Origin of the sequence: Pseudobacillus badius (assembly GCF_002189605.1) — a bacterium.
In the GTDB taxonomy this organism is placed as follows: domain Bacteria; phylum Bacillota; class Bacilli; order Bacillales; family Domibacillaceae; genus Pseudobacillus; species Pseudobacillus badius.
Map to the genome: position 1 here is coordinate 91,321 of NZ_MWMM01000005.1, position 13,935 is coordinate 105,255.

Annotated in this window: 12 protein-coding genes; 11 read left to right on the top strand and 1 reads right to left on the bottom strand. The window is 46.0% G+C overall.

Features of this window, described 5'->3' with window-relative positions; all coding sequences use genetic code 11:
- Window positions 1-5: 5 nt before the first annotated feature.
- Together B1A98_RS11085 and B1A98_RS11090 are read left to right on the top strand one after the other, a co-directional pair.
- Window positions 6-1,982: a TRAP transporter permease gene (locus B1A98_RS11085; protein WP_063385969.1), complete on the top strand. Its 1,977-nt coding sequence runs from the start codon at window positions 6-8 to the stop codon at window positions 1,980-1,982.
- Between the two features lie 221 nt (window positions 1,983-2,203).
- Window positions 2,204-2,899, top strand: coding sequence for a uracil-DNA glycosylase (locus tag B1A98_RS11090; protein WP_063385970.1), 696 nt, complete (start codon window positions 2,204-2,206; stop codon window positions 2,897-2,899).
- Here B1A98_RS11090 and B1A98_RS11095 read toward each other — a convergent pair.
- Window positions 2,846-4,150 (bottom strand): MFS transporter, encoded by a 1,305-nt coding sequence (locus B1A98_RS11095; RefSeq protein WP_063385971.1) that lies wholly within the window; start codon window positions 4,148-4,150, stop codon window positions 2,846-2,848. The two genes, B1A98_RS11090 and B1A98_RS11095, sit on opposite strands and share 54 nt — an antisense overlap.
- A 114-nt stretch (window positions 4,151-4,264) precedes the next feature.
- Between B1A98_RS11095 and B1A98_RS20470 the strand changes: the two genes are divergently transcribed.
- The 9 genes from B1A98_RS20470 to glaH all read left to right on the top strand — a co-directional run bounded on the left by B1A98_RS20470 (window position 4,265) and on the right by glaH (window position 13,916).
- Entirely contained in the window at window positions 4,265-4,408 is a 144-nt protein-coding gene (locus B1A98_RS20470; RefSeq protein ID WP_158286032.1) for a hypothetical protein, read from the top strand.
- A 270-nt stretch (window positions 4,409-4,678) separates the two neighbouring features.
- Window positions 4,679-5,620 carry a manganese-dependent inorganic pyrophosphatase gene (locus B1A98_RS11100; protein ID WP_041113901.1) on the top strand — a complete coding sequence of 314 codons (942 nt, stop codon included), beginning with the start codon at window positions 4,679-4,681 and terminating at the stop codon, window positions 5,618-5,620.
- Between the two features lie 254 nt (window positions 5,621-5,874).
- Window positions 5,875-7,368 (top strand): peptide MFS transporter, encoded by a 1,494-nt coding sequence (locus B1A98_RS11105; protein ID WP_063385972.1) that lies wholly within the window; start codon window positions 5,875-5,877, stop codon window positions 7,366-7,368.
- Window positions 7,369-7,484: 116 nt separating this feature from the next.
- Complete coding sequence (locus B1A98_RS11110) at window positions 7,485-8,708, top strand: alanyl-tRNA editing protein (RefSeq protein WP_063385973.1); 1,224 nt, start codon at window positions 7,485-7,487, stop codon at window positions 8,706-8,708.
- Window positions 8,709-8,836: 128 nt separating this feature from the next.
- The gene (locus B1A98_RS11115; protein ID WP_063385974.1) at window positions 8,837-9,817 is read left to right on the top strand and encodes a DUF4003 family protein; all 981 of its coding nucleotides are present in this window, start codon (window positions 8,837-8,839) and stop codon (window positions 9,815-9,817) included.
- A gap of 571 nt (window positions 9,818-10,388) precedes the next feature.
- Complete coding sequence (locus B1A98_RS11120) at window positions 10,389-11,069, top strand: GntR family transcriptional regulator (RefSeq protein WP_063385975.1); 681 nt, start codon at window positions 10,389-10,391, stop codon at window positions 11,067-11,069.
- Between the two features lie 44 nt (window positions 11,070-11,113).
- Window positions 11,114-12,328 (top strand): L-2-hydroxyglutarate oxidase, encoded by a 1,215-nt coding sequence (gene lhgO, locus B1A98_RS11125; RefSeq protein ID WP_041100611.1) that lies wholly within the window; start codon window positions 11,114-11,116, stop codon window positions 12,326-12,328.
- 18 nt (window positions 12,329-12,346) lie between these two features.
- On the top strand, window positions 12,347-12,673 hold the full coding sequence (locus B1A98_RS11130; RefSeq protein WP_041100613.1) for a DUF3870 domain-containing protein: 327 nt from the start codon (window positions 12,347-12,349) through the stop codon (window positions 12,671-12,673).
- Window positions 12,674-12,974: 301 nt separating this feature from the next.
- Entirely contained in the window at window positions 12,975-13,916 is a 942-nt protein-coding gene (gene glaH / locus B1A98_RS11135; RefSeq protein ID WP_063385976.1) for a glutarate dioxygenase GlaH, read from the top strand.
- The last annotated feature ends 19 nt before the right edge of the window (window positions 13,917-13,935 follow it).

The following is a 13,935-nucleotide window of genomic DNA, read 5'->3' on the forward strand; positions in this document are numbered from 1 at the left end:
TATCAATGACAAATGCAATAAAAGAAGTACCAGAGACGATAGAAGGCCAGGAAGAAATTTTGCAAAAATATGATAGTGAATCGCGGTTTCGAAAAATTGATCACGGCTTTTGGCGCTGGGCGATCTTTGCGCTAAGTGTAGGCCTTGCCGGTTACCATTTGTATACCGCTTACTTTGGACCGCTGGATGCGCTCCGCCACCGGTCGCTGCATACTGCTATCATTGCTGCACTTGTATTTATTTTGTATCCGGCTTTCTATAAAAAAGGATCGAAGAAAGTTACCCCGATTGATATGATTTGGATGGCCGCTGCTCTTGCTACAGGCGGCTACATGATCATTGACTATCAAGGCATTGCAGAAAGAATGTCCATTTATATGCCGAGCGGTGTGGATATCGCCTTTGGACTGCTGACGATCGCTGTTGTGATTGAAGGCGGCCGCCGTGTAGCCGGCAATGCCTTAACCATTTTAACTGTGCTCTTTCTCCTATATGCCTTTTTCGGCCAGTATTTTCCTGACTTATTCAAGCACTCCGGAAAAGACCTGGAAGATATCGTGACATATATGTACTTATCAACAGAAGGGATTTACGGTATTGCGATTTCCGTTTCCGCTTCTTACATTATTCTTTTTATTTTATTCGGTGCTTTTTTAAACCGGTCGGGAATGGGCCAGTTTTTCACCGATATTTCACTCAGTATCGCCGGGCACACGTCCGGCGGCCCGGCGAAAGTGGCTGTTGTATCAAGCGGACTCCTTGGCTCTATTAACGGCAGTGCGCTTGCCAATGTTGTAACGACAGGAGCTTTTACGATTCCGCTGATGAAACGCGTCGGCTACAAACCGGAGTTTGCCGGTGCCGTGGAAGCAACAGCTTCCGTTGGCGGCCAGATTATCCCGCCGGTCATGGGAGCGACCGCTTTTATTATGGCAGAAACACTTGGCATGCCGTACAATCAGATTGCTCTTGCTGCTATCCTGCCGGCTTTTCTATACTATCTCGGCATTATTTGCATCGTTCATTTCCGGGCGAAAAAGTTAGGTCTTCGCGGCATGTCCAAAGAAGAGCTGCCTAACTTATGGCAAGTGTTTAAAAAAGGCGGCCATTTGCTCATCCCGATTGTTGTGCTGATCGGCATGCTGATTGCTGGGAAGACCCCGCTATATGCTGCTTTTTATGCGATTGTTCTTTCAATCGTTGTCAGCTGGTTCAACAAGGAAACAAGAATGGGGCCGAAAGAGATCTTGGGAGCCATGGAAGATGGTGTCCGTTCAGCGCTCGGGGTTGCTATGTCGTGTGCGATGGTCGGCTTGATTGTGGGCGTCAGCACGCTGACAGGTCTTGGGCCAAAGCTGACGCAATCTATTCTCGTGCTTGGTCAAGGAGACATGTTCCTGACGCTGGTCTTTACGATGATTGCGTGTATTATTATGGGAATGGGGCTGCCATCCATTCCGACCTACATTATTACGGCAACGATGGCTGCTCCAGCCCTGCTTGAGCTCGGCGTCGCGCCATTTGTTACTCATATGTTTGTCTTTTATTTCGGGATTCTAGCCAATGTGACGCCGCCGGTTGCCCTAGCTGCATTCGCGGGAGCCGGAATCGCCGGCGCCAGTCCAAACAAAACGGGGTTCGAAGCATTGCGGCTTGCTTTGTCCGGGTTCATCATTCCGTACATCTTCGTCTTTTCGCCGGTGATCCTGATGCAGGACGTTACGAGCCCGCTTGAGGTGGCTTGGGTTGCTGCTACGGCAATTATCGGCATTCTCGGGCTGAGCGCAGCGCTGGAACGATATTTAATCGCAGACCTGCCGCTGCCGCTAGCTGCTTTGTGCTTAGCCGGCTCCGTGACATTAATCATTCCCGGCATGTGGACAGATATTATCGGCTTGGGCATTCTTGCTCTTGTGTTCATCCAGCAGCTTCTTGCCCGCTCGAAAGCACGGCCGGATATCCCGACATCCAAAATTGTATAAAGTTTTTGAGCCGCAAGCATCGCTTGCGGCTCAAAGTCATTTTGCAAGAAAAGCACCCGTAGTTAACAGATAGCAGCGAGCGGGTATAGATTCAATAGAAAGGGCGGAGGATAAAGGCTGTACAGGCTGAAGAAGCAGCGATCAGTCCAATATGGCTGAGGCTGCTTTCCGGCTGCCGGGCTAATACCTTGCGCCCAACAGTGGGAAAGGAGATATAGCGGATGAGAATACCAGAATGGCTGGCGGAACTCGGAAGAAAACGGATTAGCCCTTATCCCGTCGAAGGGTTTGTTTATGGAGCCGGCCCTGAAAAGCCGAAGCTCCTGCTTGTCGGCGAGGCGCCGGGAGAAACAGAAATCCATAACGGCATTCCCTTCAGCGGCAGGGCGGGCAATGAATTGATGAAATTTTTGGAAAGAGCCGGCGTGTCCAGAGAAGACGCATACATAACCAGCGCGGTGAGAAGCCGCCCTTACAAATGGCGGGAAAAGCGGACAAGAGCCGGGGAGACGGTTCGAAGAAAGTACAACCGTGCCCCTTCCTCCGCGGAGATTTTGGCTCATGCGCCCTTGCTTGACTATGAAATAGAGCATGTCCAATCCCCGCTCATTGTCACGCTCGGCAATATCGGCTTAAAACGCTTATGCGGCCCGGATCTAAAAGTGTCAGAAGCACATGGCCGTCTGATGAAGCAGCCGGTGAAGCGGCTGAAGAGCCTGGAAAGCAGCGAGTATGAATGGACAGATAAAGAGTACGTGATTTTTCCGACCTTTCATCCGGCTTCCATCTTCTACAATCGCCAGCTGCTGGAGCTGATTCATGAGGATATGGACAAGCTGGAAAGATTGGTGCAGCATCCGGACTTATATGCGAATGCGGCGGTGAACGATGAGACCGGCGAGCACAAGAATCATTAAAGATCCTAAGGCTGTGCGGCTTGCGATATTGCCGTAATCAGCGAGAAGCAATGTAATGGTGCCGTACAGGAAGGGGCCGACCATGGCGGATACCTTGCCGGAAAACGCAAACAGACCAAAAAATTGCCCTCTTTTCTCCTCGGGTGTATGCTCGATGATAAATGTTCGTGAAGTCACCCAGACGGCGCCAAGGGACACGCCGAACAAACTGCCCGCCGCCCAAAACATCGCTTCATTGACAGCGAACGTGCCAGCCAGCAGAGCGGCAAGCAGGACGAGGCCAACAAGGGTGACGGCTTTTTTGGCACCGATGGCTTTGGTAATATAACCAAATAGAAAAGAGCCGATAATGCTGGCAATGGTGGAGACAAGGTAAAGAAGAATAAATTGACCTGAAGAAAAGCCAACAATTGCTTTAGCATAAACGGCCATCATGGCGATGGCTGTAGCGATCGCATCATTTAAGAAAAAATAGACTATCATAAAAAGGAAGATCACACGGTGCGCCTTGACTTCCTTAAACGTAGAAAAAATTTCCCTATATCCGCTCAAAAAAGATTGTCTTTCAGCAGAAGGCCGCAATCTTGTTTCCCGCCCTGTCAGCATGAGCGGAAGGGAGAAAATAAGAAATAAAAAGGCGGTCGGAATAAACGCCCGGTGAAAGCTTTCATCCCCAATGAAAGGATAAATAGAAAGACCGGCGAGCGTACCGATATAGCCGACTGCTACGCCAAAGCCGGACAATAACGGAACCTCCTCCTTCGTTCCTAAATCAGCCAGCATCGTGTCATAAAAAATTAAGCTGGAGTGATAGAAAAACTTGGCAGCTACAAACAGCAGAATCACGAACACAAGCGAAACGGGCAGGCCGGCGAAACGCTGCGGAGTATCGGCGGAAGCCGCAAGCCCCATTAAAATCGTACAGGCAACACAAACGATCGTGAACGGAATAATGTAGCGCTTCTTCTTGCCGGTCCGGTCAATCAAGACGCCGAAAAGAGGCGAAAACAGCACAAGAAGCAGGCTGGCCGCCGCATTGGCATAGGAAATAAAGGTGCTTGCTATTTGGTTAAGCTGTTCATTTCCCCCGATGGTTTCCTGCAGATAAAATGGAAAAAAGATCGTAATAATATTGGAGGAGAAAATTGTATTTGCAAAGTCATATAACGCCCATGATAAAACGGGCAGAGAAAAGTACAATCCCCAAAACGGCCGTTTTGCCCTCGGTTCACTTTGTTCTAATTGTGCCATCGTCCCATCCTCTCCTGATCTGTATTTTCTTTATTGTAGCCGAAGTGCAGCCAGAAGGGACAAGAACCCTGTCGAATAGAAAAAGAGTTTTAATGAAGCGGGCGAGGGAAAAGAATGGATACCAAGCAAGAGGAGGGGAAGGAATGGCTCATAGCAATCAGAATCATCTCAGCGACGAAGAAAGAAGAAAGCAGGAAATGCAGCAGGAAAATGAATTTAAAAATTAAGCCCGCCGTCTGGACGAGCAAAATCGTTTGAAAGACCAGGAAAATATGAGAAAGTGAAGAAGTGAAAAGGCTGTTCCGTACAGGCTTTTTTCTTTTGCTTGCGGGTGGAGACGGTTCATTTCCCTGTCAGGCGCTTCGCTGTCCGAAAAATGAATATTAATCTTATTAATTAGATAAGATTAATTGAAATTAGAAAGTTAACGAGAAATTTTAGCGGATTTGCGTTAAAATAGGAGCATGAAGTGAAAGCGGGGCCATCTGGCGCTGCTGCCTATTATTTATACAAGTGAGGAGTTCAATAATGAGTAAAGTACTTATTTTCGGTCACAAAAACCCAGACACAGATTCTATTTGTTCTGCTATTGCCTACGCTGCGTTGAAAAAAGAACTCGGGATGGACGTTGAAGCTGTCCGCCTGGGCGAGCTGAACGGCGAAACAGAATATGCGCTGAAGCAATTTAACGCGGAGCCTCCACGGCTGATCGACAAGGCGGCACCGGAAGCTGCACAAGTCATTTTAGTGGACCATAATGAGCGCCAGCAAAGTGTGGATGACATTAACGATGTGCGTGTGCTTGAAGTCATCGACCATCACCGCATTGCCAATTTTGAAACGAGCGATCCATTATACTATCGTGCAGAACCAGTAGGCTGCACAGCAACAATTTTAAATAAAATGTACAAAGAACATGGCGTTTCCGTCCAAAAGGAGATCGCTGGCCTGATGCTATCAGCGATTATCTCTGATTCGCTTTTATTTAAATCTCCGACTTGCACGGAAGAAGATGTAAAAGCAGCACAGGAGCTGGCAAGCATTGCGGGCGTTCATGCAGAAGAGTACGGCCTCGACATGCTAAAGGCTGGAGCTGACTTAAGAAGCAAGTCAACGGAGGAGCTCGTATCGCTTGATTCCAAAGTATTCTCCATGGGCGATTATCAAGTGGAAGTGGCTCAAGTGAACGCGATTGATGTAAAAGATGTCCTGGTACGTAAAGAAGAGATTGAAAAAGCATTAGAGAGCACGATTGCAGACAAGAATCTGGACCTATTCTTATTCGTTATCACAGACATCTTAAACAGTGATTCTGTGGCGATTGTGGCAGGCACAGAAGCGGCAGCTGTGGAAAAAGCATTTAACGCGCCGATTTCCGATGATAGAACGATTGTCCTTGATGGGGTAGTATCAAGAAAAAAACAAATTATCCCGGTTTTAACGGATACTTTTCAGGGAATGACAAAATAATAGAGGCAAAAGCATGGCCAGGCTAACGCTTGTGCCGTGCTTTTTTATTGGCGTTTTAAATGAATGAAGGTGACTTCTTATTAGGAATTCAAATAAAAAGAACATTTTAATTATTTTGAAATAGTTTTATTTGATTGACAATTAAGTAAAATCAATTTATGATAAGATGGTTTAATTTTTCTTAAATAACTTATACCTATTGAATTTTTTGATAATACAGGAAATAAAGAGATAGGTAGAGAGGAGAGTTTTCATTGGACAGTCACCAGAAAGAACAAATTGTCCAAAGTGTACCGCAGAAGGGATTTTTCGGTCAGCCTAAAGGGCTGTTTACGCTGTTTTTCACAGAATTTTGGGAGCGTTTTTCGTATTACGGCATGAGAGCAATCTTGCTCTACTATATGTATTATGAAGTGACTAAAGGCGGTTTGGGTCTTGATAAAGAGACAGCTGCTTCGATTATGGCTATTTATGGCTCGCTTGTTTATATGTCTGGTATTATTGGCGGCTGGCTTGCTGACAGGCTGCTGGGCACCTCGAGGACTGTATTTTACGGCGGCGTGCTGATTATGATTGGCCACATTGTTCTTGCCTTTCCTTTTGGTGTAAGCGCATTATTTGTATCGATGGGTCTTATCGTTATCGGTACCGGCCTGTTAAAACCGAATGTATCAAGCATTGTCGGTGATCTATACGCAGATGAAGATCCGCGCCGGGATTCAGGGTTCAGTATTTTCTACATGGGAATTAATGCCGGAGCGCTGATTGCTCCGTTAATTGTCGGTACTGTCGGCCAGCAATATAATTTCCATCTTGGCTTCAGTTTGGCAGCGTTTGGCATGCTGCTCGGCTTAATTGTCTTTGTGATCACCAAGAAAAAAAATCTTGGATTAGCAGGAACTTATGTGCCTAACCCATTAACTGGCGACGAAAAGAAGAAAGTATTCATTCGTCTCGGCGGAAGCGCACTGCTCATTGCTGTCTTAGGTGCGATTGGCATCCAAACAGGCTTATTGACAATCAAGCGTTTTATTTTCATGGTTAGTATTCTTGGGATTATTATTCCGGCTGTTTATTTCTTTGTGATGTATCGCAGCCCCAAAACATCAGCAGTGGAGCGTTCCCGCCTGCTTGCTTATATCCCGCTCTTTATTGCGGCGATGATGTTCTGGGCCATTCAGGAACAAGGCTCGATTATTCTTGCCAGATATGCTGATGAACGGACACAATTGAGCTTTGCGGGAATGGAACTGCAATCTTCTTGGTTCCAATCCTTGAATCCGCTGTTTATCGTGGCATTTGCTCCAGTGTTTGCCTGGTTATGGGTGAAGCTTGGAAACCGCCAGCCGACAACTCCGCGAAAGTTCTCGTTTGGCTTATTATTTGCCGGGTTGTCCTTTATCGTGATGATTATTCCGGCGTATGTGAATGGAACCGAATCACTTGTCCACCCGATGTGGCTGGTGCTTAGCTTCTTCCTCGTCGTTATCGGTGAATTGTGCTTGTCTCCTGTCGGTCTTTCTGCAACAACTAAATTAGCGCCGTCTGCCTTTACAGCACAGACGATGAGCTTATGGTTCTTGACGAATGCTTCCGCGCAGGCGATCAATGCGCAGATCGTCCGCTTTTATCATCCCGATACAGAAATCATTTATTTCGGTGTGATCGGTGGAATTTCGGTTCTGCTCGGGTTAATCCTTTTCTTGGTATCGCCAAAAATTCATAAAATGATGAAAGGGGTTAACTAAGAGGAGACAACCGTTGCCGTTTCGTTCAGATTTTTGATAAAGCCTTTTGCTGATTGATTCAGCGAAGGGCTTTTTTGTTATAGTAAAGGCGATAGGGGATACAAAGGAGGAAAACGATGACAGAGAAGCTTTTTTATGAAGATGCTTATAAGACATCCTTTGACGCCTGCATTGTAGACGTTGGCGCGGATGAGGCTGGACGGAATTTTGTGGTGCTCGACCGCACTGTTTTTTATCCGGAGGGCGGCGGCCAGCCGTTCGATACCGGATGGATCAGCGGGGAGAGAGTGCTTGATGTGCAGACGGTTGATGGAGTGATTCGTCATTACCTTGAGAAAGAATCGGAGCTCAAAGGCGGGCAGGTGCAAGGGCAAATTGACTGGGAACGCCGTTATGACCATATGCAGCAGCATGCGGGCCAGCATATTTTATCGGCAGTGTTTGAAGAATTATTTGGTTTAAAAACGACGAGTTTTCATTTAGGAGAAGAGACCGTTACGATTGATCTTGAGGCAGATTCTTTGACGGAAGAAATGCTGGAGCAGGCAGAAAAGAAAGCCAACCAAATAATTTTGGAGAACCGCCCGATTGAAATAAAGTGGATGACGTTAGAGGAAGCTCGCCGCTATCCGCTGCGTAAACAGCCGGCAGTGGCAGAGGATATTCGTCTTGTTATCATTCCTGAATTTGACTACAACGGCTGCGGGGGAACGCATCCGCGCCATACGGGCGAGGTAATGGCGGTTAAGCTGCTGAAATGGGAAAGGCAGCGCCAGCAAGCGCGCTTGGAATTTGTGTGCGGCTGGCGGGTCTTAAAGCAGCTGGGGCAAAAGCAAACAGTCCTTCGGGAGCTTTCGCGCTTGCTGAACAGCCCCCAGCCCAAAATGGCCGAGGCGGCCGCTCAGCTGCTGGGCGAGAAAAAAGCGCTGCAGACCGCCCTTGAAGAAGCGAAGGAAGAGCTGCTTAACTATGAAGCGCAGGAGCTGTTGATGCAAGTGATACAGAAGAAAGGGTATCAGCTGCTCGTTCAAGTGTTTCAACAGCGGCCGATACAGGAGCTGCAAAAGCTGGCTCGTCTGGCGGTCGAAAAAGAAGCAACAGCTGTTGTTCTTTTTGTAGCGGAAAATGGAGAGAAGCTCCAGCTGACAGCTGCGAGCGGGCATCAAGCCGGGCAAGTGGATTTAAAGCAGGCTGCTGCCGCTGTGTTTCCGCTAATCAAAGGCAAGGGAGGCGGCCAGCCCCGCTTTATTCAAGGCGGCGGTCAGCGCGTAATGTCCGGTATGGAATTAGCAGAGAAGTTTGAGCATGCTTTAGAGGAGGCCGTTCCCTCGGCTGATTAAGAAGTGATGGAGAACGAATGAAGAAGCAGGCAGAGCATTCAATGAAACCTTCTGCCTGTTTCTTTCGTAAGTAAAGTAACTTCCATTATTTTTAATAAAAGGAAAAAATCGAAGGGTGGCGAGGGAGTATGAATAAAGAGGCAGCACAACAAATAGCGGCCCGGTTTGCCTGTGATTACGAGCAGCTGGTGAACGCGGTCAGCTGGGGGACGGATAAGCGCCAGTTATTGTCTATCATTGCCCAATATGCAGCGGCCGGAAAAGATTTTTCAGCAAAGGAGTTTTTGCAGCTTTCTGACCATATTAAAGCAAATTCAGGCTGGCTGTCAGGGCTAAAGGGAGCACTCAATTATTCCGTTACCGCTTTATTGCTGACAGGGGCGAGCGATCCGTACGATGCCTTTGACAAGATGCAGCAAAGCTATCAATTGCTTTTAGACAACAAGTTTCGAAAGACCTCCTTTACATATATCGCAGCTATTACATTGATGTCCGCCGCAGAAGATGCAGAGGGCAGAGCGCAGGTGGCCGCACAGGCAAAAGAAGTGCATGAAAACATGAAGAAGAAACATTATTTTTTAACTTCTTATGATGATTATCCATTATCTATTTTGCTGGCGGTCCAGGATCAGGACGGGCTGATGGAAAAGATCGAATTTTATTATGCGGCATTAAGCGAAGGACCCTTCCGGAAAGGGAATGACCTGCAGCTGCTTTCCCACATCTTGGCGCAAGGCACGGAAAGTGATAAGGAGCTGCTGGTTGACAGAGCAATTCATTGGATGGAAAAGCTTCGCAGCGGCGGCCTGAAAATAAAAGGGCTTCATTATCCGATCATCGGTTTGCTTGCATTAATAGACAAGCCTGAGAACTTACTAGAAGAAGTGATGGTACTGTCAGAAGCATTTTGCGAGCAGAAGCTATTTAAATGGTATAAAGATATGGGGCTGTTAATTGCCGGACAGATGGTTGTGAGGCAAAGAACGGCCGGGAATCAAGCAGCCTCCGCAAGTTTGGCCGTATCAATTGAAGCGGTGCTGCAAGCCCAGCAGGCGGCCGCGGTTGCTGCGATTTCCGCTGGCGCGGTCGCGGCTTCGTCCGGCGAATAAAAAAACAATTGACAGAAAAGTTAAAACTGGATAAGATGAGGGTAACGAATGATAAGCGGGCATGGAAAGTCACTTCTGTAAAGACTTCCTCTTTATGATCAAGTGAAATGGCCATTCTGCTGTAATATATGTAGAAACTGTCAAATCTGCTTTAGTCTCAAGAAAAGGAGACAAGAGCGCAGGTTAAGCCAGTAATATCTTCTCTATTAGGAGGGTATTGCTGGCTTTTTTCGTTTCACTTTCCGTCATAAAAAATCGAGGAGGGAAAAGAACGATGTGCAAACAAACGTCCGGATGCGGCAAATGTAAAAACTGCCCAATGGCAGCGGCGGTTCAAAAAAGAAAAGCACAAAAGAAAGCTGCTGTATTGAAAAAAGAAGCATAAAATTGGATACAATCATTAACGAAAATAGTCATCTCTTTAAAGAGATGACTATTATTAATGTCTTTATTTATAAGGTTTTCTAATAATTTATAAAACATTCTTGCAATTCTATTATTTTTGTGTTAAGTTTTTTGTATCCAATATCCAATATGAAAAGACTAATCTTTCTGATCAGGGGGTCCATCTATGAAGTTTCAGCCCTCGAAGGACAAAACAACCGTCGTAAGCTATGTAACGAAAAACTTACGGCAGGCCATTTTAAACGGAACGTTTAAGAAAGGGGAGAGGCTGATCCAGGAAGACTGGGCAAATACCTTGAATGTCAGCCGGATGCCGATCCGCGAAGCGCTGGCCCAGCTTCAAACTGAGGGACTGGTAAAGCTTGTTCCTCACAAAGGAGCCATTGTGACTCCGATTACCAAAGAGGATATTGAAGAAATTTATCATTTAAGATCCTATTTGGAAGGAAAGGCTGTCGAGAAATCCCTTCCGTTTTTAACAGCGGAAGATAAGCAGGAGCTAAAAGCAACAGTAGAAAAAATGGAAGCTCTGCAGCTATCGGATGAAACAAACGATTCCTATATTGCTTTAAATGAGAGCTTTCATAAGCTGCTGCGGAAAGGCTGTCCGTGGCCGCGGCTGACAAAGGCGGTAGAAAACCTGGGGATTTCGCCGATCGCTCCTAGCCTGCTTGCGGATTACTATGCGGAAACGCAAAAAGAACACCGGTTTATTTATGAAGCGGCCGTCCGGAATGATCCTGCCGAGCTGCGCGCCGCAGTGGAATATCATCTTTTGCGGACAAAAAATAATTTGATTTCTTATATGGCCAGTCTGGAATCGGCCGAAGACCATTCCTCGAAATAATGATGAAGTAAAAATATTAAAGAACAAACAAGGGAGAAGATAAAATGTACGATTTCGCGATTGTTGGCGGTGGCATTGTTGGGTTATCTACGGCAAAGGCATTATATGAACGGTATCCAAATGCAAAAGTGCTTTTGGTAGAGAAAGAGGCCGAATTGGCTGCTCATCAGACAGGTCATAACAGCGGGGTTATCCACTCTGGAATTTATTATAAGCCAGGAAGCTACAAGGCGCGCTTTGCTCGTCAAGGCAGCAAGTCAATGACTGAGTTCTGTAAGGAATACGGCATTGAACATGATATTTGCGGGAAAGTAATTGTTGCAACAAAAGATGAAGAGCTGCCGCTTTTGGACAATCTTTATGAGCGCGGTCTGGAAAATCAGCTCGATGTGATGAAGATCAGCAAGGAAGAGTTGAAAGAGATCGAACCTCATGTCAATGGAAAGGCTGCAATTAAAGTAGCGGCTGCCGGCATCGTGAATTACAAGCAAGTCACTGAAAAATTCGCAGAAATCGTTCAAGAACAAGGAGCGGATATCCGCCTGAATACAAGAGTGGACAATATTGCTGAATCTAGTGATGGCATTACCATTGAAACAAACCGCGGCACATTCAAAGCAAGATTCTTGATTAACTGTGCCGGGCTGCACAGCGACCGTGTAACGAAGCTGGCTGGTTATAAGACAGATGTCAAAATCATCCCATTCCGCGGCGAATATTATAAGCTCGTCCCGGAAAAAAGATATTTGGTGAAAAATTTAATTTACCCTGTTCCGAATCCGAAGTTCCCATTCCTTGGCGTACACTTTACACGGATGATTGGCGGGGAAGTGGATGCCGGGCCGAACGCTGTTCTCAGCTTTAAGCGTGAAGGATATAAGCTATCTGATTTCAATTTAAAAGATTTTGCTGAAGTAATGGGGTATCCTGGATTCTGGAAGCTGGCAAGCAAATTTATGGGTGAAGGACTCGAAGAGATGGCCCGTTCCGTCAGCAAGGCAAAATTTGTAGCAAGTCTCCAGGAGTTAATTCCGGAAATTCAAGCAGAGGACTTAGTGCCGGGACCGGCAGGCGTACGCGCGCAGGCAGTCAAAACAGACGGCGGTTTCGTGGATGACTTCCACATGATTAACGGCGAAAACAGCATCCATGTTTGCAATGCACCATCGCCGGCTGCTACGGCTTCAATCGAGATCGGCAAAGAGATTGTCAGCCAGATTGCTGAGCAGCAGCATTTAACAAGTGCGATTAGTTCGTAAGTTGAAAGGGGAATTCTTATGATTAACTCAAGAGTAATGTTTATTGCAGGGCACGCGCGGCTGCCGCAAGGAATGGCTGCAAAAAGCGTGTTTGACACATTAACAATCACCGCAGAAGTTGACACCAAGTATGGAGTGATCATTGAAGCTTCCTGTACGCTGGCAACTGAGCATGGAAGAGAGTTTATCGGGCAGCTGCTGAAAGGAGTCAGCCTGAAAGATGGCATTGACGAACCGCTTAAACAGCTTCAGCAGTATTATAAAGGCAAGGCGGCCAATGCGCTTGCTGCTGCACTGAACGATCTGCATCTTCATTACCAGCAAGTAGCGAAAAATTCGAAATAAATAATTAAATATATTGACAATTATGTGACAGCCGCATATACTAGTATTAACCTAGAATTAAATACTCGCCTTTTGAAAACAGCCTTTTCAAAAAACGTGAGTAATACTATAAACCGAATGTTTGAGTTGGAAAATAAAATAACAAACTGAAATATTTACTGTGACTCCATTTCCATGGAGCAATGAAGTAATTATTGGCCAGTTTACTACCCTTGGACGCAAAGGGTGTAAACTGGCTTTTTTATTTTTCCGGCTAAACAAAACACTCATTATAATTAAAAATAGCAGGAGGAATGAAATTATGAGTACTTTAGAAACGAAAAACAAAAAATTTGTTCAAAAAACAGCAAATTATGAGGTGAAGTCGCATCCGCAAAGCGATCGTCTATACCACATTGAGTTAAGCCCGCAAGTGATCAGAGAATTTTTGGCGAAAATCAAAGAGGAAAACGTTTCTGTTCAGCATTTAGAGTACACGCCTTATGCAAGACGCATTGTTGCTGACTACTTATTGCAGCTGACAGGAAAAGAGTTCCAGGATATTTTAAGAGGCATCGTCCATGACCGGGAAACAGGCGGCTTTACAATCGGTCTTCAAGGAGAAACATTAGATACAGATGACTACGTTATTTTCTCTACGGCGCTGACTCACCTGGTTGGAACGCCAAACTTTGATGCAATGACAGGCAAATATTATGCACGATTTACAGTAGCCCATACAGACAACAGTGATTCTTACCTTCGTCAAGCGTACCGCTTATTTACGCTCCATACAGATGGAACGTTTGTTGACGAGCCGACTGACTGGCTGTTAATGATGAAAATGAAGGAAGAAAATGCGGTAGGCGGCGAATCTCGTTTGCTTCACTTGGATGACTGGAAAGAGCTTGAAAAGTTCTCTACTCATTCATTAGCTACTCATAAATTTACTTACAAAGCGCCAAACAGCAAAAATGTTGGCCAGGAAGTACAGCGCGCGACTTTCTTTAATGATAACAATGCGCCTTGCATCTGCTATATCGATCAGTTCGTTTACCCGGATACTATTGAAGAAGCGAAGTATCTGAAAGAACTTTCGGATTCCATGGAAAGTGATGAAAGTGTTATTGAGCTAAAACTTCCAGTAGGCGACCTTGTTATGCTGAACAACTTGTTCTGGCTGCATGGCCGTGCGGCATTCGAAGTAAATCCTGAATTAAATCGCGAACTTCTTCGCCAACGCGGAAGATTTGCTGAAATTTAAATAAAAGACACGAAGATGC